This window comes from Rhodococcus sp. MEB064 (genome assembly GCF_000834565.1).
Lineage (GTDB): Bacteria > Actinomycetota > Actinomycetes > Mycobacteriales > Mycobacteriaceae > Rhodococcoides.
The window spans coordinates 20,354-40,666 of the sequence record NZ_JXQS01000013.1 but is presented as its reverse complement, the minus strand read 5'-3'; the positions used below and the strand labels follow the sequence as shown (position 1 = coordinate 40,666).

Annotated in this window: 21 protein-coding genes; 9 read left to right on the top strand and 12 right to left on the bottom strand. The window is 68.5% G+C overall.

What is annotated here, in order from left to right; translation table 11 throughout:
• The first annotated feature begins 102 nt into the window (after window positions 1-102).
• The 4 genes from RU01_RS07265 to RU01_RS07250 all read left to right on the top strand — a co-directional run bounded on the left by RU01_RS07265 (window position 103) and on the right by RU01_RS07250 (window position 4,637).
• A complete protein-coding gene (locus tag RU01_RS07265) occupies window positions 103-1,356 on the top strand; it encodes an FAD-dependent oxidoreductase (protein WP_042573865.1) in 1,254 nt (417 codons plus the stop codon).
• Between the two features lie 93 nt (window positions 1,357-1,449).
• Window positions 1,450-2,151, top strand: a complete 702-nt coding sequence (locus RU01_RS07260; protein ID WP_042573864.1) for a response regulator transcription factor — start codon at window positions 1,450-1,452, stop codon at window positions 2,149-2,151.
• On the top strand, window positions 2,148-3,110 hold the full coding sequence (locus tag RU01_RS07255) for a HAMP domain-containing sensor histidine kinase (RefSeq protein ID WP_042573863.1): 963 nt from the start codon (window positions 2,148-2,150) through the stop codon (window positions 3,108-3,110). Before RU01_RS07260 ends, RU01_RS07255 begins: the two co-directional genes overlap by 4 nt.
• 75 nt (window positions 3,111-3,185) lie before the next feature.
• On the top strand, window positions 3,186-4,637 hold the full coding sequence (locus tag RU01_RS07250) for a DUF4153 domain-containing protein (RefSeq protein ID WP_052493161.1): 1,452 nt from the start codon (window positions 3,186-3,188) through the stop codon (window positions 4,635-4,637).
• Here RU01_RS07250 and RU01_RS07245 read toward each other — a convergent pair.
• The 3 genes from RU01_RS07245 to RU01_RS07235 all read right to left on the bottom strand — a co-directional run bounded on the left by RU01_RS07245 (window position 4,576) and on the right by RU01_RS07235 (window position 6,510).
• The gene (locus RU01_RS07245) at window positions 4,576-4,851 is read right to left on the bottom strand and encodes a protealysin inhibitor emfourin (RefSeq protein WP_042573862.1); all 276 of its coding nucleotides are present in this window, start codon (window positions 4,849-4,851) and stop codon (window positions 4,576-4,578) included. The two genes, RU01_RS07250 and RU01_RS07245, sit on opposite strands and share 62 nt — an antisense overlap.
• A 1-nt stretch (window position 4,852) precedes the next feature.
• Complete coding sequence (locus RU01_RS07240; RefSeq protein ID WP_042573861.1) at window positions 4,853-5,977, bottom strand: M4 family metallopeptidase; 1,125 nt, start codon at window positions 5,975-5,977, stop codon at window positions 4,853-4,855.
• A gap of 71 nt (window positions 5,978-6,048) precedes the next feature.
• Entirely contained in the window at window positions 6,049-6,510 is a 462-nt protein-coding gene (locus tag RU01_RS07235) for a hypothetical protein (RefSeq protein ID WP_156148828.1), read from the bottom strand.
• A 70-nt stretch (window positions 6,511-6,580) separates the two neighbouring features.
• Here RU01_RS07235 and RU01_RS07230 point away from each other — a divergent pair, with 70 nt between their 5' ends.
• The gene (locus tag RU01_RS07230; RefSeq protein WP_042573860.1) at window positions 6,581-7,675 is read left to right on the top strand and encodes a hypothetical protein; all 1,095 of its coding nucleotides are present in this window, start codon (window positions 6,581-6,583) and stop codon (window positions 7,673-7,675) included.
• Here the strand turns inward: RU01_RS07230 and RU01_RS07225 are convergent.
• Window positions 7,617-8,468, bottom strand: a complete 852-nt coding sequence (locus RU01_RS07225) for a pseudouridine synthase (RefSeq protein WP_197074709.1) — start codon at window positions 8,466-8,468, stop codon at window positions 7,617-7,619. The two genes, RU01_RS07230 and RU01_RS07225, sit on opposite strands and share 59 nt — an antisense overlap.
• 135 nt (window positions 8,469-8,603) lie before the next feature.
• Between RU01_RS07225 and RU01_RS07220 the strand changes: the two genes are divergently transcribed.
• A complete protein-coding gene (locus RU01_RS07220; RefSeq protein ID WP_042573858.1) occupies window positions 8,604-9,488 on the top strand; it encodes an oxidoreductase in 885 nt (294 codons plus the stop codon).
• Window positions 9,489-9,491: 3 nt separating this feature from the next.
• Here the strand turns inward: RU01_RS07220 and RU01_RS07215 are convergent, their stop codons facing one another.
• The 4 genes from RU01_RS07215 to RU01_RS07205 all read right to left on the bottom strand — a co-directional run bounded on the left by RU01_RS07215 (window position 9,492) and on the right by RU01_RS07205 (window position 11,472).
• Window positions 9,492-9,914 carry an organic hydroperoxide resistance protein gene (locus RU01_RS07215; protein ID WP_042573857.1) on the bottom strand — a complete coding sequence of 141 codons (423 nt, stop codon included), beginning with the start codon at window positions 9,912-9,914 and terminating at the stop codon, window positions 9,492-9,494.
• Between the two features lie 27 nt (window positions 9,915-9,941).
• Window positions 9,942-10,373, bottom strand: coding sequence for a MarR family winged helix-turn-helix transcriptional regulator (locus RU01_RS07210; protein ID WP_042573856.1), 432 nt, complete (start codon window positions 10,371-10,373; stop codon window positions 9,942-9,944).
• Between the two features lie 78 nt (window positions 10,374-10,451).
• Entirely contained in the window at window positions 10,452-10,610 is a 159-nt protein-coding gene (locus RU01_RS22790) for a hypothetical protein (protein ID WP_156148827.1), read from the bottom strand.
• A 67-nt stretch (window positions 10,611-10,677) separates the two neighbouring features.
• Entirely contained in the window at window positions 10,678-11,472 is a 795-nt protein-coding gene (locus RU01_RS07205; RefSeq protein WP_042573855.1) for a DUF1206 domain-containing protein, read from the bottom strand.
• Window positions 11,473-11,672: 200 nt separating this feature from the next.
• Between RU01_RS07205 and RU01_RS07200 the strand changes: the two genes are divergently transcribed.
• A complete protein-coding gene (locus tag RU01_RS07200; RefSeq protein ID WP_197074708.1) occupies window positions 11,673-12,755 on the top strand; it encodes a 3-deoxy-7-phosphoheptulonate synthase in 1,083 nt (360 codons plus the stop codon).
• Here the strand turns inward: RU01_RS07200 and RU01_RS07195 are convergent.
• Both RU01_RS07195 and RU01_RS07190 read right to left on the bottom strand, forming a co-directional pair.
• Window positions 12,721-13,350 (bottom strand): alpha-ketoglutarate-dependent dioxygenase AlkB, encoded by a 630-nt coding sequence (locus RU01_RS07195; protein ID WP_042573854.1) that lies wholly within the window; start codon window positions 13,348-13,350, stop codon window positions 12,721-12,723. The two genes, RU01_RS07200 and RU01_RS07195, sit on opposite strands and share 35 nt — an antisense overlap.
• Window positions 13,351-13,390: 40 nt before the next feature.
• Window positions 13,391-14,596 carry a PucR family transcriptional regulator gene (locus RU01_RS07190; RefSeq protein WP_042573853.1) on the bottom strand — a complete coding sequence of 402 codons (1,206 nt, stop codon included), beginning with the start codon at window positions 14,594-14,596 and terminating at the stop codon, window positions 13,391-13,393.
• Between the two features lie 126 nt (window positions 14,597-14,722).
• On the opposite strand from RU01_RS07190, the gene RU01_RS07185 reads away from it, so the two are divergent.
• On the top strand, window positions 14,723-16,459 hold the full coding sequence (locus tag RU01_RS07185) for an aldehyde dehydrogenase family protein (protein WP_042573852.1): 1,737 nt from the start codon (window positions 14,723-14,725) through the stop codon (window positions 16,457-16,459).
• Between the two features lies 1 nt (window position 16,460).
• Complete coding sequence (locus RU01_RS07180; protein WP_042573851.1) at window positions 16,461-18,053, top strand: GMC family oxidoreductase; 1,593 nt, start codon at window positions 16,461-16,463, stop codon at window positions 18,051-18,053.
• Here RU01_RS07180 and RU01_RS07175 read toward each other — a convergent pair.
• Both RU01_RS07175 and RU01_RS07170 read right to left on the bottom strand, forming a co-directional pair.
• Window positions 18,042-19,091 (bottom strand): AraC family transcriptional regulator, encoded by a 1,050-nt coding sequence (locus RU01_RS07175; RefSeq protein ID WP_042573850.1) that lies wholly within the window; start codon window positions 19,089-19,091, stop codon window positions 18,042-18,044. The genes RU01_RS07180 and RU01_RS07175 overlap by 12 nt on opposite strands.
• Entirely contained in the window at window positions 19,088-20,293 is a 1,206-nt protein-coding gene (locus RU01_RS07170; protein WP_042573849.1) for a pyridoxal phosphate-dependent aminotransferase, read from the bottom strand. Before RU01_RS07170 ends, RU01_RS07175 begins: the two co-directional genes overlap by 4 nt.
• Window positions 20,294-20,313 lie beyond the last annotated feature (20 nt).

Here is a 20,313-nt window from a genome sequence, read left to right as displayed (position 1 = left end):
AACGACCATGAATCGACAAGCCACCTGCGTGCAGGTGGCTTTCGTGGTTTCAGGGCTGTGTCGGATCGGGTGGTGACGACGGCCGGATAGCATCGACGGATCATGACTGACATCGACGCGGACGTGATCGTGGTGGGGGCGGGCATCGCCGGTCTGCGATGCGCTGCAGCCCTCCGGCGACGCGGACTGACCGCCAGGATCGTGGAGGCGGGGACCGCGCCGGGTGGGCGCATCCGCACCGACGTCATCGACGGCTTCCGGTGCGACCGAGGATTCCAACTACTCAATCCGTCGTACCCGGCGGTGAAGAGGCATGTCGACATCGATGCGCTCGACTTGCGGGTCGCCGGTCGAGGCGTTCGGATCGTCGACGATTCGGACGCCGTGCGGACAGTGGCCGATCCGACCCGTCACCCGACGTTGCTGCTGGAGACGGTTCGATCCGCCGTCGGGCTCGGGTTGATCAGGCCCCGAGCGGTCGCCGGGGCGGTGCGGTGGGCACTGCCCGCAGTGGGGTCCGTCCGTCGACTGGGCAGCGCACCCGATGCCGCACTGGCCGACGACTGGGACCGGTTCGGTCTCCGCGGGCCCCTGCGAGATTCGCTGCTCGCTCCGTTTCTCAGCGGAGTGCTCGCCGACGGCGTCGGTGCCACGTCCGACCGGTACGTCAGGTTGGTGCTCCGCAGCTTCCTGCTGGCCACCCCCGGTGTTCCGAATGCCGGCATGCAGGCGTTTCCCGAGCAACTCGCCCGGGGCGCGGGTGTCGACATCATGTACTCGGCCAGGGTCGATCGCGTCACCGACGACACCACCACGCCGACGGTTCGGACCGCCGACGGCACAGTGCTGCGGTCCCGCGCCGTGGTGGTGGCAACGGATGCGCCGGCTGCAGCCGCGCTGATGGACACGGAGACCTCGTCGATGCGCGGGTTGTCCACCTGGTGGTTCGACGCCGACAGCGCCGACTCCGACACCTTCCTCCGCGTCTCGGGCGCGGGCGGTTCTGTGGTCAACACGGCCGAGATGAGCGCGATCGCCCCCGGCTACGCGCCGACCGGAAAGACCTTGGTGCAAGCGACAACACTCCTGGGTGCCGCCGGACCGGCGGCGGAGTCGGTCGTGCGCGCCGAATTGGACCGGCTGTGGGGACGGTCGACCTCGTCGTGGCGGGTGATCGTCCGACACGACGTGTCGCACGCACTTCCCGCCCAGGCACCCGGGACACCACTGCGTCGACCGCTACGAGTGGGAGACCGCGTGCTTCTCGCCGGTGACCACCGCGACACGCCCTCGATCCAGGGTGCGCTGGTATCGGGTGGTCGCGCGGCCGCGGAGGTGGCACGCCTGCTCGGCTGACGCTGCGTCCGGTTCATGGGCCGAGAGTGATCTCCACGGAATCTTCACATCGCGTCCCCGAGACCCGCACATGATGCCGTTACGGTCTGCTTCATGGATCGACGGCGAATACTGGTGGTCGAGGACGAGAAGGCTCTGGCGGATGCCATCGCGGCGCGGCTGCACTCCGAGGGCTTCGACGTCGACCTCGCATCGAGCGGACCGGCCGCCGTGGAGACGGTAGCGCGAACGAATCCGGATCTGGTGGTCCTCGACGTGATGCTGCCGGGGTTCGACGGTCTCGAGGTGTGCCGACGTATCCAGTCCCGCCCCGAGGGCCCGGTCGCCGTCCTCATGCTCACGGCGCGGTCGGACGAGACGGACCAGCTGGTGGGTCTCGGGGTGGGTGCGGACGACTACATGTCGAAACCGTTCTCGATGCGCACCCTGGTGGCCCGCGTGCACGCATTGCTGCGCCGGGTGGAGCGCCATCCCGCGCCGACGCCGACCGTCGTCCACGAGTTCGACGACGTCCGCGTCGACGAGCATGCGCGACGGGTGTTCCGTGACGGTGACGAGGTCCACCTGACGCGCACGGAGTTCGATCTGCTGCTCTTCCTCGCTCGGCGGCCGGGCGCGGCCTTCGCGCGAGACCGGTTGTTGTCGGACGTGTGGGGGTGGTCGCGAGACGACTCCATGACATCGGTGCCGTCCCGCACGGTCGACAGCCACGTCAAAGCGCTGCGGCGCAAACTGGGTTCCGACGTCGTCCGCACCGTTCACGGTGTCGGGTACGCGTTCCGGGCACGCGGATGATCCGCCCTCTCGACTCGCTACGTTCGTTCAAGGTCAAGACCGGCCTGGTGGTGGTCATCGCACTGTTCGCGGCGTCGGGCACCTTCTGGCTCGCGGCGCAGCAGCCCTTCCGGTACGCGCTGCTGCTCGCACTCGTCGTAGCGCTGGTGGTCACACAGATCGTCGCGCACGGGATGACCTCGCCGCTACGCGAGATGACCGCAGCCTCGCGAGCGATGGCGAACGGGGACTACACACACCGCGTCCGGGCCACGTCGCGGGACGAGATCGGCCAGCTGGCTGTCGCCTTCAACACGATGTCGGAGGACCTCGCCGAGGCGGATCGCTACCGTCGGGAACTGATCGGCAATGTCTCGCACGAACTCCGGACGCCGATCGCGTCGCTGCAGGCCGTGCTCGAGAACATCGCCGACGGGGTGCAGGAGGCGACCCCCGCGGCGGTCGGAGTCGCACTCGAGCAGACCGAACGCTTGGCCCGGCTCGTGGACGACCTCCTGGATCTGTCGAAGCTCGAGGGTGGCGCACTCGGCCTGTCGCGCAGCACGTTCGACCTCCGAGAGTTTCTGACCAGCGTGGTCACCCAGAGCACGGCGACCCGGTTCTCGGTGTCGGTCGAGCCGTCCGGTGCGACGGTGACCGCCGACGAGGAGAGGGTGCGACAGGTGGTGGCCAATCTCGTCGAGAACGCCGTGCGCCACGGCCCACCCGACGGTGCGGTGGCCGTCTCCGCCGTCGTGGGTGAGGACTCGGTGCGCATCGACGTCGTCGACGAGGGCGACGGGATCGCTCCGCCCGACCGCGCTCGGGTGTTCGACCGGTTCGTCCGCGGCGGGTCGACCGACGGCGGCACCGGTATCGGGCTCGCCATCGCCCGATGGGCCGCCGAATTGCACGGCGGCACACTCGATGTGGTCGACGTCGCCGCCGGGTGTTGCTTCCGGCTCACCCTTCCCGTCTGACCCCACCTTCCGCACTCACCACGTGACACCGCATCCGGTGCTCGCGCGATCACCCCTGCCCGAGAGAGGTTCACGATGACCACCGACCTTCTTCCCGATCCGGCGGCGCAGTCGCCGGTCCGCAGCGTCACCGAGTCTCCGCGTCGTCGGGCCGTGGGTATCGCCGCGGCAGTCGGTATGGTCGCCGGCGCCGCGCTGACCGACCGCCCGTCGGTGGCCTACCTCGTCGTCGGCGTGGCCGCCGTTCTCGCCGCAGGGCTGCTCGACCGGCGATCGCGCTGGTCGGTGGCGTGGATCGTCGTCGCGTTCGCACTGCTGCTGGTGCCGTTCGTCCGCGACTCGGGGTGGCTCGCCGTGTCGTCGATCGGACTGGCCGTGTGGTGTGTGGCCCTGTCGACGACGACATCGACGACGTTCACCGCGACGGTGCTCTCTCCTCTCATGCCCGTCGTTGAGCAAGGAGCGGTGTTCCGCTCGCTCGGTTCCGGCGCCGCCGAGGTGACGCTGCCGTCGCGGCGGTCAGCAATGCGCGCAGTGCGCGTCGTGGTGAGCACGGCCCTGCTGGTCACCGTGTTCACGCTGCTGTTCGCGGGCGCCGACGATCGCTTCGCCTCCCTCGTCGACGCGGTGATCCCGACCGTGTCCGTCGATGTCGACCCTCTGGGTCCGGTCGTGGCGCTGTGCGTCGCGCTGTGGATTCTGGGTGCCGCCCACGCGGCGCGTCACGCGGTGCCACTCGACGCGCTCGCCCCCGGCGCCGGGCGGCGACGACCGGTGTGGGAGTGGGCCGTGCCGGTCTCGGCGCTGGTCGTCGTGTTCGCAGCGTTCGTGGTGGTGCAGGCGGCCACGTTGTTCGGCGGACACGACCATGTGATGACGACGGACGACCTGACATTCGCCGATCACGCCCGATCCGGGTTCTGGCAGTTGGTCACGGTGACCGTCGGCGTACTCGTCGTGGTCGCCGTTCAGGCGCGCAAGGTCGATGCCGAGGTGCGGCGCGACCGTGTTCTCGCCCGAGTCGCGTTCGGGTCGCTGTGTGTCCTGACGTTGGTGGTCGTCTGGTCGGCGGTGTATCGAATGTCGTTGTACGAGCAGCAGTTCGGTCTCACCCGCCTCCGCGTGGGTGTCATGGCCGTCGAGGTGTGGCTGGGCGTCGTCGTGCTCGCCGTCATCGTCGCCGGTGCGCGATGGTCGTCGCGTCGTCTGCCCGCCGTGATCGTCGGTACGGCGGCAGTGGGCGTGCTGGTGATGGCGGTGGTGAACGTCGATGCGCTGGTCGCGGAGCGGGCAGTCGAGCGCTACGAGCGGACCGGACTGATCGACGTCGACTATCTGTCCACGCTGTCCGCGGACGCGGTGCCGGCGGTGTCCACTCTGGAACCGGAGTTGCGCGCCTGCATCCTCGACGAGCCGGGGAGCGACCCGTGGTGGAACGCGAACCTGGCACGCAGGGAGGCCGCCGCTATCGCGGCGGACGCCCCTCCTTCAAGGTGCGTTCCGCAAGCTCGCGCAGCGGACCGGTGAGCGCCGAATCGCCGGTTTCGCAGGAGTGGTCACCGATCTGGAGTCGCCACCGGAAACCGTCGCGCACCGACGTCGACGAGTCGTCGAGCGAGGAGAGCAACGGGAGAGCGCGCTCGACCAACTGTTGCCAGTCGTCGCCCACGGTGGTGGTGTCGACGCTGCCGCGGCGGGTCATCCCGGCCACACCGCCACTGCGCACCACCACGATGACCATGTCACGCCCTTCGGCTCACCTCGTCCGACGCGTCGGACCCCGTCTGCTCGACGCCCACGGTAGTCCACCCGCCGAGCACGGCCCGGTGAACGTCGGAACCGGAGCCGTAGCGAGTGATCGCCGCGGTGACGGTGGCAGCAGCGAAAGTCGCGAAATCTGCTGTCGGCGTGATGTTTCCGGAGGTCAACGTGTCGAACCAGACCTGTCCGAGGCGGTCCCACGCCGGGCCGCCGAGAGCCACCGCGGCCTCGGCGAACGCCCTGTTCGGGATGCCGGAGTTGATGTGGACACCGCCGTTGTCCTCGGTGGTCTCGACGTATCCGGCCATGTCGGCGGGCTGCGGATCCTTGCCCAGGACGTCGTCGTCGTACGCGGTGCCGGGTGCGAGCATCGAGCGCAGCGCGGACCCCTGCACGTCGGGGAGGAAGAGGCCTTCGCCGACCAGCCAGGACGCGTCCTCGGCGTTCTCACCGCGTGAGCGCTGCTCGGCCAGGACGCCGAACACGTCCGAGATGGATTCGTTGAGCGCACCCGACTGGCCGGAGTACTCGAGCTGCGAGGTGTACTGGGTGAAGCCGTGAGCCAGTTCGTGGGCGACGACCGACAGGGACACCGTGAAGCGGGTGAACACCTCGCCGTCTCCGTCGCCGAACACCATGCGGTCGCCGTCCCAGAACGCGTTGTCGTACTGCTCGCCGTAGTGCACGGTGGCGTCGAGAGGGAGACCCTTGCCATCCAGACTCGCCCATCCGTAGACCTCGTCGAACAGGGCGTACGTCAGCCCCAGCCCGTCGTAGCTCTCGTCCGCTGCGGCATCGCCGACAGCAGGATCACCCTCGCGCCGGACGACGTCGCCGGGAAGGGTCTGCGTGTTCTTCGCGTCGGCGACGGTCCGTACGAGACGTCCGGCAACTGCGCCGCGAGAGGCGCTGGGTGACAACGATTCCCGTGTCACATCGCGCCGTCGACGCATCTCGTCGTCCAGCTCGAGCGTGCGACTGGCGACGGAGGGGGCCGTGTCCAGGCGAGCGCTGCGCTCGGTCGGTGCCGATGCGAGGCGCTGCAGAAGGTAGGGCGGGACTACGCCCTGGCAGCACGGTCGGTGAGTCGAGACAGGCTCCGGCATGATGGCGATCCTTCCGTCGGGGGAACGATCGCCACGCTAGCCGCGCACACCGACACGTGCTGCTGTGGCGATCAGGGGCAGGCGACCTTGGCCTGCTCGTAGATGTTGCCGGCCTCGTCGACACCTGGCTCGTTGCCGTTGTTGGTGGCTGCGGATCGGATGTCGGTGACGACGGCGTCCTTGTCCTTGCCGTCGGTGATCTGCTGGCAGATGCTGCCCAGCAGTCCCTCGATGTCCTCGTCCGACTTCCCCTCGGACAGGGTGGAGAACTGCGCCTTGTACGCGGCGACGAAGGTGGCGCGCTTGGCATCGTCGAACACGTTTCCGGCGTCGTCGGCCAGGTTGCCGGCGCTGGACTGGATGCCGGGGGCGGCCGACTGTGCGGAGCTCAGGGCGCCCTGAGCAGCGTCGCCGACGGACTCGGCGGCGTTGTTCGCGGTGTCCTGCGCGGACTGCTGATCTTCGGAGCTGCATCCGGTGAGCACGAGCGAGAGGGCGGCGGTTGCGGCGAACGCGACGGAGACGAGTTTCATCGACCGAACATTACCGTGACGAATCGGCGACTCGACCGCCAAAACCCACTGTGAGTTGCCATAATCGACGATGGCCACCACGAAGCCGCCGACGGTGTCGACCCCTGTGCGGACGCCGATCGTGCGCAGTGCCCTCGGAACGTCGTCCGTGGAGCTGTTCGTCATCGGCGCGGTCGCCACGATTCTCCTCACGCGGGCGTATCTCGAGCTGACCGACTATCCGCAGGTGGGCGGCGGGTCCCTGCACATCGCGCACGCGCTGTGGGGCGGGGCGCTGATGATGGCCGCGCTCGTGTCGGGGTGGCTGTTTCTCGGTTACGGCGTCCGGTCCGTCGCGGTGGTCCTCGGTGGTGTGGGGTTCGGACTGTTCCTCGACGAAGTCGGCAAGTTCGTGACCAAGGACAACGACTACTTCTACGGACCGTCGGCCGAGATCATGTACGTGACCGTCGTGCTGGTTCTGATCCTCAGCCGGACAGTGCGTGACCTCCGCAAGCCGACCTCGCGTGAGTGCCTGGCGAACGCCGCCGCCATCGCCGCCGACGGTGTGATCGGCGGACTTCCTGAATCGCGCCGCGAACTCGCGCGGGAGCTTCTGGACAGGGCGCGGCTGACGGGCGCCGACGCCGAGGTCGTCGCCGGTATCGACACCATCCTGACCCGGTGCGCGCCGGCGTCGTCCCGGACGACGGTCTGGCGTGCGCGTACATCACGCGCCGTGCCGTCGATGCTGACGAGCCCGCGGTGGGTGACCGTGTTGTCGTGGCTGATGGTCGTGACGGCCCTGGCGACCGTGCTGGCCGGGGTGGCGCAGCTGCTCACCGGCGGCCTGGTGATCGAGAGCGACGATCTGGACGTGACCCTGGACCGCATGACCCTGTCCGGCGGCATCCTGTGGCTGACCGCTTGTGCGACAGTCGTTCTCGCGCTCCCCGCGCTGATCGCCCGGCGTCGCACGGGGGCGCAGTGGCCGCTACGCAGGCTGCGCACCGCCGCGCTGATCTACGCGCTGCTCGGCGCGCTCGTCGACTTCGCCGAGACCGGATTCGCGGCCCTGAGCAATCTGGCGATAGGCCTGCTGACCCTCGCCGCGATCTCGCACCAGATCACGATCCGAACGGCCCGAGGCTCCGCCGAGACTCGAAGTGCCGCGGTGCGCCTGTGATCGGGTCGGTGAAGGTGATGCTCCGCGCGAGAAGTTGCAGGGGATCCCGATAGTCGTCGACAGCCACCTCGCGCGGAACGGGGTACAGCGAGTCGCCGACGATCGGTAAGCCGAGTGACGCCATGTGGACGCGCAGCTGGTGCGTCTTGCCGGTGCGCGGGTGTAGGCGGTAGTGCGCCAGCGCGCCCCCGCTGCCGATCTTCTCCACCAGGGTCTCGCTGTTGGCCTCGCCGGCGACCTCCAGGGCCTGCAACGACCCCCGTTCCTTGACGATGCGACTTGTCACCGTGCGCGGGAACGTGGTCGTGGACGACTCCGCAGCGACCGCCTCGTAGACCTTCGTCATCGTGCGGTCGCGGAACATCTCCTGGTACGCCCGCCGCACGTCGGTGCGCGCGGTGAAGATCAGGACACCGGCGGTCAGTCTGTCGAGCCGATGCGCGGGGGACAGTTGGTCGTTCCCCAGCATGCGACGGAGACGAGTCAACGCCGTCTGCACGACGAACCGGCCGCGCGGCGTGGTGGCCAGGAAGTGAGGTTTGTCCACCACGACGATGGCATCGTCGCGGTGGATGACCTCCATCGTGAACGGCACCTCAGGCTCTACCGGGGGATCCCGGTAGAGGTAGATGTCCGACCTCGGGACCAGCGGTGATTCGGCGGACACCGGTCGTCCGGCGCTGTCGACCACCTCGCCGGCCTCCACCTTCGCGCGCAGGGAGTCCGCGTCGTCCGGGAACCTGCCGGACAGGTACCCCACGACGGTGTCGCCGTCGGACGACACCTCGGGCATGCGGATCCTCGTCGGATTCAGTCCGTCGCGGATGGGCAGGGGTGCGGGCACCGGTCAAGTAAAGCGCGTGCGCGTCAGTAGTGTCGTGTCGCACGAGCAGGATCGGTCGACGAGCAACTCTCTGGGGGATGAACGATGGCAACGAAGACACGTAGATGGGCCGAGACCGACATCGCGGATCAAACCGGTCGGACCTTCGTCGTCACGGGGGCGAACAGCGGGCTGGGCGCCGAGGCGGCCAAGGCATTGGGGCGGGCCGGTGCGAACGTCGTCCTCGCGTGCCGGACGGTCGAGAAGGCCGCGCCGATCGCAGCCGAGATCGGTGAGCGCGCGCAGGTCCGTCGACTCGATCTGGCGGATCTGAGCTCGGTGCGGGAGTTCGCGGAGAACACCCCCGAGGTCGACGTGCTGATCAACAACGCCGGGGTGATGGCGTTGCCGCACAAGAAGACTGCCGACGGGTTCGAGATGCAGTTCGGCACGAACCACCTCGGCCATTTCGCCCTCACCGGTCTGTTGCTGGACAAGATCACCGACCGGGTGGTCACCATGTCGAGCTTCATGCACCAGGTGCCGGGGCTGAAGGTGTCCGACCCGAACTACGAGAACCGTCGCTACAGCCGATGGGGTGCGTACGGGCAGTCCAAGCTGTCCAACCTCATCTTCGCCTACGAGTTGGACCGACGTCTGCGTGCGGCAGGATCACCGCTGAAGTCGTTCGCGGCCCATCCCGGATACTCGTCGACCGAACTGCAGGGGCGCACCGAGTCGTTCCAGGACGCCGTCATGTCGATCGGCCGGTTGTTCGCGCAGTCGGCGTACATGGGCAGCCTGCCCGAGCTGTACGCAGCCACCGAGCCCGGACTCGACTCGGGTGGGTACTACGGCCCGGACGGCTTCCAGGAGCTCAGCGGCTATCCGAAGAAGGTGGGCTCGAACAAGGCGTCTCACGACGAGAAAACTGCCCGTGAGCTCTGGGACAAGTCCGTCGAGCTCACGGGCGTGACGTACCCGATCTAGTGCTCAGTCGTCGCTGACGGTGATCTGGACGTCGATGTTTCCGCGGGTGGCGTTGCTATAGGGGCAGACCTCGTGGGCCTTGTCCGCGAGGGCCTGCGCCGTGTCGTGGTCGAGGTTGGGGAGGGTCACCTCGAGGACGACGGCGAGCTGGAAGCCGCCGGCGTCGTTCGGGCCGATGCTCACCTTCGCGCCGACGGACGAGTCGGAGATGTCGGCCTTCTGCTGGCCGGCGACCATGCGCAGTGCGGAGTGGTAGCAGGCTGCGTACCCGACAGCGAAGAGCTGCTCGGGATTGGTGCCCTTGCCGTTGCCGCCCATCTCGGTCGGGATCGACAGGTCGACGTCGACCTTGCCGTCGGTGGTGCGTCCGTGGCCGTCGCGGCCTTCTCCGGTGGCGAGTGCCTCGGCGGTGTACAGGGTCTTCATGAGTGAGCCTTTCTGTTGCGGGTGGGTTCAGGAGTGGCGGAGTGCGGCCGTCGTCTTGCGGACGAGGGCGACGAGCGTGGTGGCTTCGTCGGCGGTCAGCCCCGACGCGGTGAAGATGCACTCCGGTATGGATCGCGCACGGTCACGCAGAGCGTGGCCGGCGTCGGTCAGGCGGATCTCGACGCGACGCTCGTCGTCGGGGGATCGTTCCCTGGTGATCACGCCGATCGTCTCGATCCTCTTGAGCAGCGGTGACAGGGTCCCGGAGTCCAGGTCCAGGCGTGCTCCGAGTTCGGAGACGCCCAAGCCGTCCTGTTCCCACAGCGCCAGGAGGACGAGGTACTGGGGGTAGGTGACGCCGAGATCGTCGAGCAGCGGCCGGTAGACCGCCGTGGTGGCGCGCGACGCCGAGTAGAGGGCGAAGCACAGCTGCTTGTCGAGAGCCAGTGTGTCGTTCACTCCCCGAACAGTAGTGCACAGCTAGATTGTGCACAACCTTTCTCCCCTGGGACAAGTCGCAGTGACGCTCGACGACGGTCAGCGCGCGAAGAGGAACATCGCGAAGGTGCGGAGGATGCCCGGGTAGGCATCGTCCGTCGGACGCGACGGCGTGGTGAGCGGGGTGGTGGGCACCGATGGGTAGTGACCCTCGGTAACGGGTGCCGTGGAGGTTTTCGGAGCGTGCAGCAAACTCATACCCCGTAGTGTGCACTACGTCGCTGGTAAAAGGCTGTGAACGGCCCACGGGTTCGCCGAAGAACTTCTACATCTTGGCGTGACGCGCGAGCACGAAGGCGTACACGCCGTACAGCGCGAGACCGAGTCCGGCCAGGACGAGGAGTACCTGCCCGAACGGCTGCGATCCCAGGGTCTTGAGAGCTCCGTCCAGTCCGGTGGCCTTGCTCGGGTCGGCAGTCAGCACCGCGACGGCCACCAGCACACCCGCGCCGGTGAGCACCAGGCCCTTGGCCGCGTAGCCGGCCACACCGATCGCCCGGACCGGCCGTCCCACCCCGCCCTGAAGGTCGTCCGTGAAGTTCGTGGAAACACCCTTGTAGACGTGGTAGATGCCGACGGCGACGATGACCACGGCGGCCACGAGCAGCACGACCTTGCCGACGCCGGACTCCATCAATCGCGCGGTGATGCCTGCGTTCTGCTGCCCGCTCGACTTCCCGGATCCGCTCGCGAAGGTGAAGGCCGACCAGGCGAAGGCAAGGTAGACCACGGCCAGAGACGCCGCTTTGAGGCGGTCGGTCACACCCCCGGAATCGGCGTCGGACTTCTTGCCGACGCTCGCCTCGACCGCGCGCCACGCGGCGAGCGCCAGGAACGCCACGACAGCGATCCACAGCACGACAGCGCCGCCCGGACGCGAGGCGAGCTCGCCGAGTGCGCCCGACTGGTCGGCGTTCCCGCCGCCGCCCAGGGCGAGTCGCACGGTGATGTACCCGATCAGGAGATGGACGACTCCGCTGCCGAGATGACCTGCCCGTGCGGCCTTCTCGAAGCCGGGACTGCGTTGTATCCGGTCACCTGTGGATCTCGCGTCAGACATCGACGTATCGTCCCACGTTCGCTGTCCGCTACAGTGCAGATGTGCAGCGAGCGTATTTTTGGTTCAGCAGGCCGGCCCTCGGTGGTCCGGTCAGCGGAACCATGCGCTGACCAACCCCACCCGACGAGCCGGCAGGACCGGCTCGCGTGGAAGTGCGTTCGTCGGTCGTGCCGGGTCACCCGAGCCCGACGAGGACAATCATCGTGACTCTTGCACTGGACACCGCGCCCGATCAGATCCTGACGGGCCCACTCCTCTCACCTCGTGAGCTTCGCTCTGCCGTGCCGTCGTCGCCGTTCGCGCCCGCTCGCGTCGCCGACAGTCGTGCCGAACTGCGCCGCATCCTTGCCGGCGACGACGATCGCATCGCCGTCGTCGTGGGGCCCTGCTCGATTCACGACCCGGCTGCGGCGATGGACTACGCGCAGCGTCTCGCCGTCCTGTCGGGGGAGTTGGCCGACCGGATACAGGTGATCATGCGGGTGTACTTCGAGAAGCCGCGCACCACGGTCGGGTGGAAAGGGCTGCTCTCCGACCCTCGGCTCGACGGATCGGACGACTTGGACGGCGGCCTCCGTGCTGCGCGCCGCGTGCTCGCGGACATCGTCGACGCCGGTCTGCCGGCGGCGACGGAGTTCCTGGACCCGATGATCGCCGGTCACCTGTCGGACCTGGTGACCTACGGGGCGATCGGCGCGAGAACAGCGTCCTCCCAGGTGCATCGGCAGATGGTGAGCGGCCTGCCGATGCCGGTGGGCATCAAGAACGGCACCGACGGCGACGTCCAGGTGGCTGTCGACGGCATCAGGTCCGCGTCGTCGGCGCACGTGTTCCCCGGTGTCGACGACGACGGCCGAGTCGCCATCGTGCGTACCGACGGAAACGCCGATTCCCACGTGATCCTGCGCGGCGGCACAGCAGGACCGAACTACGATGCGGCCTCGATTGCCGACGCGACGCGGCGCCTCGAGCTCGCCGGTCGGCCGGGTCGGGTGGTCGTCGACGTCAGCCACGGCAACAGCGCCAAGGATCATCGTCGCCAGAACGTGGTCCTGGGCGATATCGCCGACCGAGTGGCGGCCGGTGACCGCGCCGTCGTCGGCGTCATGATCGAGAGCTTCCTCGTCGAGGGCCGCCAGGATCTTCTCTCCGGACGCGATGCCGCCCTGACCTACGGCCAGTCGGTGACCGACGCGTGCATCGGATGGGACGACACGGCCACGGCACTGCACGCGCTCGCCGACGCGGTCAGCGCACGCCGTGGGGCCGGAACTGGACGCTGATGCGAGGACCGGTCGGCCGGGCGGTCTTGGGGATGCTGTGCTCCCACGTCCGCTGGCACGAACCGCCCATGACGATCAGATCACCGTGTCCGAGTGCATGTCTCACCGACGGACCACCGCCGCGCGGTCGCAGCAGCAGCGACCGCGCGGCGCCGAAGGACACGATGGCGACCATCGTGTCCTCGCGGGCGCCGCGCCCGATGTCGTCCCCGTGCCACGCGACGCTGTCCTTGCCGTCCCGGTAGAAGCAGAGCCCGGCCGTCGCGAAGTCCTCGCCGAGTTCTGCTCGGTAGTGCCGACTCAACTCGTCTCCGGCCTCGACGAGAGCGGGTGACGGGAGCCGTGCCGGGTCGGGGTAGAACGAGATCAGCCGCGGCACGTCGACCACCCGGTCGTACATCGGACGACGCTCGGCGCGCCACGGAACGTCCTCGACCAGGGTGTCGAACAGAGCGTCCGACCCACGGACCCACCCCGGCAGTACGTCGATCCACGCCCCGTCCGTCAGCGTCGTCCGCCTGATGTCCGACAGCGGGCCGAGTGACGGTCCGTCCGCGGCATCGTCGAACAGGGACGCCTGAAGTGCGTAACTCACGCAGCCATTCTAGCGCGGAGTCGAACGCATGTTCTAGTGGTCACCTCAGGCCGGCGAGTTCGGCGGCGCGGAGTCCGACGTACAACTCGGCGGCGTGCGCGGGGTCGGTGTGATCGCGCCCGGTCAGCTCGTGGATCCGGCGGAGCCGGTAGAGCACCGTGTTGCGGTGATAGTGCAGCGCGTCGGCCGCTGCCGTGGTGGATCCGCCCGAGGCGAACCAGGCATCGAGAGTGTCGAGAAGACTCACGCGGTCGTCGACCGCGGACGTGGCCAGCGGTCCGAGTATCTGACGGGCAGCCAGGGCGGCCGCGTCGGGCGTCGTGACCAGCAGGAGTGGAATCGGGGACGCGTCGTAGCGGATTACCCGCGCGCTCCCCGCCGGAGCGCATCGTCGGGCGCTGCGGGCCTGGGCCACGGCGACCGGAGTCGCGAGCGACCGGTGGAAGTACGTCCCGACACCGACCCTGGTGCCGTACAGGGCGCCGAGGGTCTCGACGGCACGATCCAGGGCCGCATCCGACGATCCGACCAGTAGGCCCAGGTGGCCGTCCGCGTCGGTGTCCCACACCGAGTCGACACCGGCAGCGAGCACGGCGTCGCGGGCGCGACCGGACAGCGCGCCACGCTCGAGCGATGTCTCCGCCGAGACCACGGTGAAGTGCCCGGAGTCGGGGATACGGAACGTCCGCAACGCGTCGAGCAGCGACGACGGGTCGGACGAGGCCTCGTCGAACAGGGCTCGGAGGACCCGGCGGCGTGCGTCCGCGTCGTCCAGCGCCAAACGGTCCGCGGCATCCCGGTAGGCGTCCGCGGCGGCGTCCGAGTACGTGTCCACCATCGCCCAGACGTCCGTCGCCATGGCGAGCAGCACTTCCGGTGTGCGACCGGCGGCTGTCACGGTGAGTTCCTGCCAGATCAACCGCCCGCCGAGACGGAACGCATGCAGCAGCGCCGCGAGCGGAACTCCGTTCTCGGCTTTGATGCGACCGGCTGCTCGCGCGGGCTCCAGATCGCCGGTACCGCCGGAGGCCAGGGCGTCGAGCATGGACCGGAGATTGCCGGTGCACACCGTGTCCAGCTGATCGCGCGTCAGCGACGTCGAGTCGAGGTAGGACTGCTCGACCGTCAGGATGTCGGCGACCAGCCGGTCGCTGAGCTCACCCACATGGGCTCGTAGCTGCGACGCGAGCGACTCCGAGGTCAGAGGCGCGGCGCCGGTCGGGCGAGTGACCACGGGTGTCGACATTCCTCGACCCTACGGGCCGCGTGTAACGGGCGCCACACCGCTACTGTGCGCGGGCACAATGCGCCGCGGTCAGGCACCGGCGCGTGCCTATGGCCACCGCATGTAGTGCACGTCACAATCGAACCTATGACCACAGGCGAATTGTCCTCGAGCACCACCGACTCACCCACCTTCCCCGACGTCGACACCGCCCTGACCGATCTCGCGCAGGGCGAGACGGTGTGGGGTCGCACCTCGCTCGCCGACCGCGCACGACTTCTCGACGAGGTCAGCGCACTGACGGCGAAGCACGCCCAGGCGTGGGTCGACGCCGCTGCCGTCTTCAAGAAGCTCCCCGCGTCGTCGCCGTTGATGGGCGAGGAATGGTTGTCGGGTCCGTACTCGGTGATCACCGCATGCGGCGTGCTCGCGCAGAGCATCCGTCAGCTCGACGCCGGCCGCAGTCCGTTGACGGGCGTCGATCTGGGCACTGCTCCCGGTGGTCGCACCACCGTGAAGGTGCTGCCCTCCAACATCTTCGACACCTTGCTGCTCAACGGGTTCAGCGCCGAGGTGTGGCTCGAGCCGGGTGTCGACGCGGACACGGCCAGGAAGAACGCCGGTCTGGCGCAACGTGATCCCACCACCACCGGAGGCATCGGTGTGGTGCTCGGCGCCGGCAACATCACGTCCATCGCACCGCTCGACACCCTGTACGAACTCGTCGCCCACAATCGGGTCGTCGCACTCAAGCTCAACCCGGTCACCGATCCGATGGCACCGGTGCTGCGTGCGGCCTTCGCGCCGCTCATCGACATCGGTGCGGTCCGCATCCTGACCGGTGGTCCCGATGTCGGGGGCTACCTGGTGCGTCACGACGGTGTCGCGCACGTCCACATGACCGGCAGCTCGCTGACGCACGACGCCATCGTGTTCGGGACGGGTGAGGAGGGCGCGGCACGCAAGAAGGCGAACACGCCCGTCCTCGACGTACCCATCTCGAGCGAACTCGGCGGCGTCTCGCCCGTCATCGTCCTTCCCGGCGACTGGTCGGACGCGGACATCGCGTTCCAGGCCGAGCACGTGGTCACCCAGCGACTGCACAACGGTGGATACAACTGTGTCGCAGCACAGGTCGTCGTCATCTCGTCCGAGTGGGACAAGCGCGACAAGTTCCTGGCGGCGCTGCGCAAGGCCCTTCACGACGCCCCCGGCCGCGACGCCTACTACCCGGGCAGCGCTACCCGTGTCGCCGGGGCTCGGGCGGACTACCCCGGCGCGCAGTCGCTCGGACCTGCCGGCGAGCGCACCCTCGTCAGCGATCTCGACCCCGACCGCTACCGCGCGCTGCTCACCACCGAATACTTCGCTCCGGTCCTCGGCGTCATCGAGATCCCCTACAGCGGTGAGCGATACGTCTCCGAGGCAGTGCGCATGGCCAACGAGGAGTTCGTCGGGACACTCGGAGTCAACATCATCGCCCACCCCGCCACGCTGTCGGAGATGGGACGCGGGGTGGACACGATGATCGAGAGCCTCCGCTACGGAACCGTCGCATTGAACGCGTGGACCGGAGTCGGATTCCTGACCGCGGCCGCGACCTGGGGTGCGTTCCCGGGGCACACCCTGGACGACGTCCAGAGCGGAATCGGTGTGGTGCACAACGCTCTCCTGATCGACCGGCCCGAGCGCACCGTCGTCCGCGGACCGTTCCGGCCGTCGCCGCGCTCCATCCTCAAGGGCGAGATGACTCTGTCCCCGAAGCCGCCGTGGTTCGTCACCAATCGCACGGCAGCCACCACCGCGAAGCGCTTCACGGCCTTCGCGGCGGCACCGTCCTGGAAAGCTCTGCCCGCCATCTTCGCATCCGCTCTGAGAGGCTGACATGCCCGAGATCACCACCGACTACGTCGTCGTCGGCGCAGGTTCCGCCGGCTGCGTCGTCGCCAACCGCCTGAGCGCGTCGTCCGCCAACGACGTCGTCGTCCTCGAGGCGGGGCCCGAGGACAAGGACAAGTTCGTCCACATCCCGGCCGGCTTCTCCAAGTTGTTCCGCTCCGAGATGGACTGGGACTACGACACCGAACCGCAGGCGGAACTGGCGGGCCGCAGGATCTTCTGGCCGCGCGGGAAGATGCTCGGCGGCTCGTCGTCGATGAACGCCATGATGTGGGTGCGCGGATTCGCCGCCGACTACGACGACTGGGCCGAGGCGGCAGGGCAGAACTGGTCGTTCGACAGCGTCGTCGAGACCTTCCGACGTATCGAGAACCTGGAAGGTGCCACGGAATCCGACGAGGGGACCGGTGGGCCCCTGCACGTGTCCAAGCAGCGGAGTCCTCGCAAGATCACCGCGGCGTACCTGGAAGCTGCTGCGGCGCTGGGATTGTCGACCGAGCGCGCCAACCTGCCGGCGCCCAAGGGAATGACCGAGACCATGGTCACCCAGAAGCGCGGCGCCCGTTGGAGTTGCGCCGATGCGTACCTCCGACCGGCGATGTCACGTCCCAACTTGACGGTGGTGACGGAGGCGCAGGCGACGCGCGTGCTGTTCGAGGGAACACGCGCCGTCGGCGTCGAGTACTCGAAGGACGGTGCGCTGCACACCGTTCGGGCGAGGGCGGAGGTGATCCTGTCCGGAGGCGCCATCAACACTCCCCAGCTGCTGATGCTCTCCGGTGTCGGTAATCCCGAGCACCTGGCCGAGCACCGCATCGACGTGGTGCACGCGGCACCGGAGGTCGGCGAGAACCTGATGGACCACCTGGTGTCCGCGTTGGGATACGGCGTGCAGTCCGACACCCTGTTCACGGCCGAGAAGATTCCGGAGTTGATCAACTATCTCGCGCGGCGTCGCGGCATGCTGACCTCGAACGTCGGTGAGGCGTACGGGTTCGTGCGCAGCCGCGACTCCCTCGATCTCCCGGATCTCGAGCTGCTGTTCGCGCCCGCTCCGTTCTTCGACGAGGGACTGATCCCGGCCGATTCCCACGCGGCCATTCTCGGGTCGATCCTGCTCAAGCCGGAGAGCCGCGGGCGCATCTCGCTACGGTCGTCGCAGCCGCTGGACAAGGCCGTCGTGGATCCGCGGTACCTGTCCGACGCCGACGGCATCGACCGTGCTGCCATGCTCAGCGGGCTCCGCTACTGCGCGGACATCGCGCAGACCGAGCCTCTGAAGTCACGGCTGGGGGAGATGGTCCGGCCGGTCCTGCGCCACAGCGAGGCCCTCGACGAGGCGCTGACCGAATCGCTGGACACCATGTCGCACACGCTGTATCACCCGGTGGGCACCTGCCGGATGGGGTCGGATGCGAACTCGGTGGTCGACCCCCAACTCCGGGTCCGCGGCGTGTCCGGACTCCGGGTCGCCGACGCGTCGGTGATGCCCACGATCATCCGGGGCCACACGCACGCGCCGTCGGTGCTCATCGGAGAGAAGGCATCGGAGATGATCCTGAGCGCGTCACGCGTGTGAGCGGTAGGAACCGGGGGTCACTCCGGTCCACCGCTTGAAGGCGCGGCGGAACGCGCTGGGCTCGGAGAAGCCGAGGCGGGTCGAGATCTCCTCGGCCGTCTCGCCCCGTTCGAGCCCGGCCACCGCCGCGTCCCGGAGCACCTCGTCGCGGAGTTCCCCCAGCGACGTGCCTTCCTGGCGGAGGAGCCGACGCAGGTGCGGAACGCTGATGGACAGCATCGCGGCGATGTCGGTGGTGGTCGACGCCCTGCCCATCGCCCCCAGAGCGAGCGCGCGTCGCACCACGCTCGCAGCGCTGGACCCGTAGTCCCGCTCCGAGAACAGGCGGTTGGGCGACTCGCGCAGGTACTCCTCGAGCGATTCCTCGGTCTGCACCAACGGCGACGCCATGATGGCGTCGTCGAACTCGAGGGCGGCGACGTCGCTGCCGAATCTCACGTGCACCCCGAAGATGTCGTCGTACACGCGAGGCGACGGCTGCGCGGGCTCGGGGAACGGCATCTCCACGGACAGAAGTTTCAGGCGACGGCCGATGAGCCACGCCGAGAAGCGATGCCACAGGATCAGCAGGAATTCGATCTGGATCCGTCGTGCCGCTGCCGCCACCTCGGGGGAGAGTTGACCGTCCAACATCGTCGGGGTGTCGGTGAGTTCGAGTCGAGCGCGGCCGCCCCCGCGCATCAGGACGCCGCGAGGCACGCCGGGGAACGCTCGCCCCACGTCGACCATGCGCTCGAGCGCACTGCCGAGGTCCGGGCGATGGATCATCGTCAGGCTGAGGGCGCGGAACGTACCGCGTCGCACCGGCGCGGACCCCAGGCCCATCAGCTCGTCCCCGGTCATCTGCCACAACGCTCGCGTCAACCGGGTCACCTGATCGGTGGTGAGGCGGGCGCCCGGGCGGGACAGCACGTGCGGGTCGATGTCGGCCTCGCGCAGACACGCCGTCAGATCGAGCCCTGTCTCGCGGGCCAATGCCACGGCGGTGCGGACGAACTCGACGGAAATGGTCGGAGACGCCGGACTCTCGCTCGTCATGCCGTGTCGGTGAGACGAGCCAGACGGGCGGCTGCCTCGGCGAGAACCTCGTCCTGCTTGCAGAACGCGAAGCGCACCAACGTGTTCCACCCCTCGCGGTGGTCGACGAAAGCGTCCACCGGCACCCCGACCACACCGATACGTTCGGGCAGCGCACGGCAGAACGCGTCGGCGTCGTGCTCACCGAGCGGGGCGATGTCCGCACACACGAAGTACGTTCCCTCGCTGCGCTTCACACCCAGCCCGGCATCGGACAGGGCTGTCGAGAGCACATCCCGCTTGGTCTGAAGCCCCGCGCGGAGGGATTCGACCCACGCGCTCTCGTGCTCGAGGGCGTGCGCCACCGCCGGCTGGAACGGTGCGCCGCCCACGAAGGTCAGGAACTGCTTGGCGGTCTTGACCGCCGCGATCAACGGAGCAGGCCCGCAGGCCCATCCGGTCTTCCAGCCGGTGGCGTTGAAGGTCTTCGCGGCGCTCGAGACGGTGATGGTCCGCTCGGCCATTCCGTCGAACGTCGCCAGGGGGGTGTGCACGGCGTCGTCGAAGACCAGCCGTTCGTACACCTCGTCCGTCAACACCAGCAGATCGTGCTCGCACGCGACCTCGGCGATCGCGGCGAGTTCCGGTGTCGTGAAGACGGTTCCGGTGGGATTGTGCGGAGAATTGACGACGATCATCCGCGTGTCCGGCCCCACCGACGAACGCAGGGCATCGAGGTCGAGGGCGAAGCGGTCACCGTCGACGACCAGCGGGACTGTGCGTCGTCGCGCGCCGGCCAGGGCGACCGCGGCGGCGTACGAGTCGTAGTACGGCTCGATCAGCAGCACCTCGTCGCCCGCCTCGACCAGTCCGAGCATCGCGGCGCTGACGGCTTCGGTGGCTCCCACGGTCACCAGGATCTCGGAGTCCGGGTCGTACTGCGTGCCGTAGCGCCGCGCGCGGTCGCCGGCGATCGCGTCGCGCAGTACTTTCATGCCCGGGCCCGGCGGGTACTGGTTCAGGCCGGAGGCAATGGCCTCCTGCGCCACCTCGAGCATGCGTGCGGGCCCGTCGGTGTCGGGAAACCCCTGACCGAGATTGACCGCGTCGTGCGTGGCGGCCAGTGCCGTCATCTCGGCGAAGATGGTCGAGCCGAACGGACGAAGGCGGGCCACCGTGGGGATATCGCGCTCGTTCACAGCCTCACCATCGGTCACGGACATGGACAAAGCCTAGCGGCCGG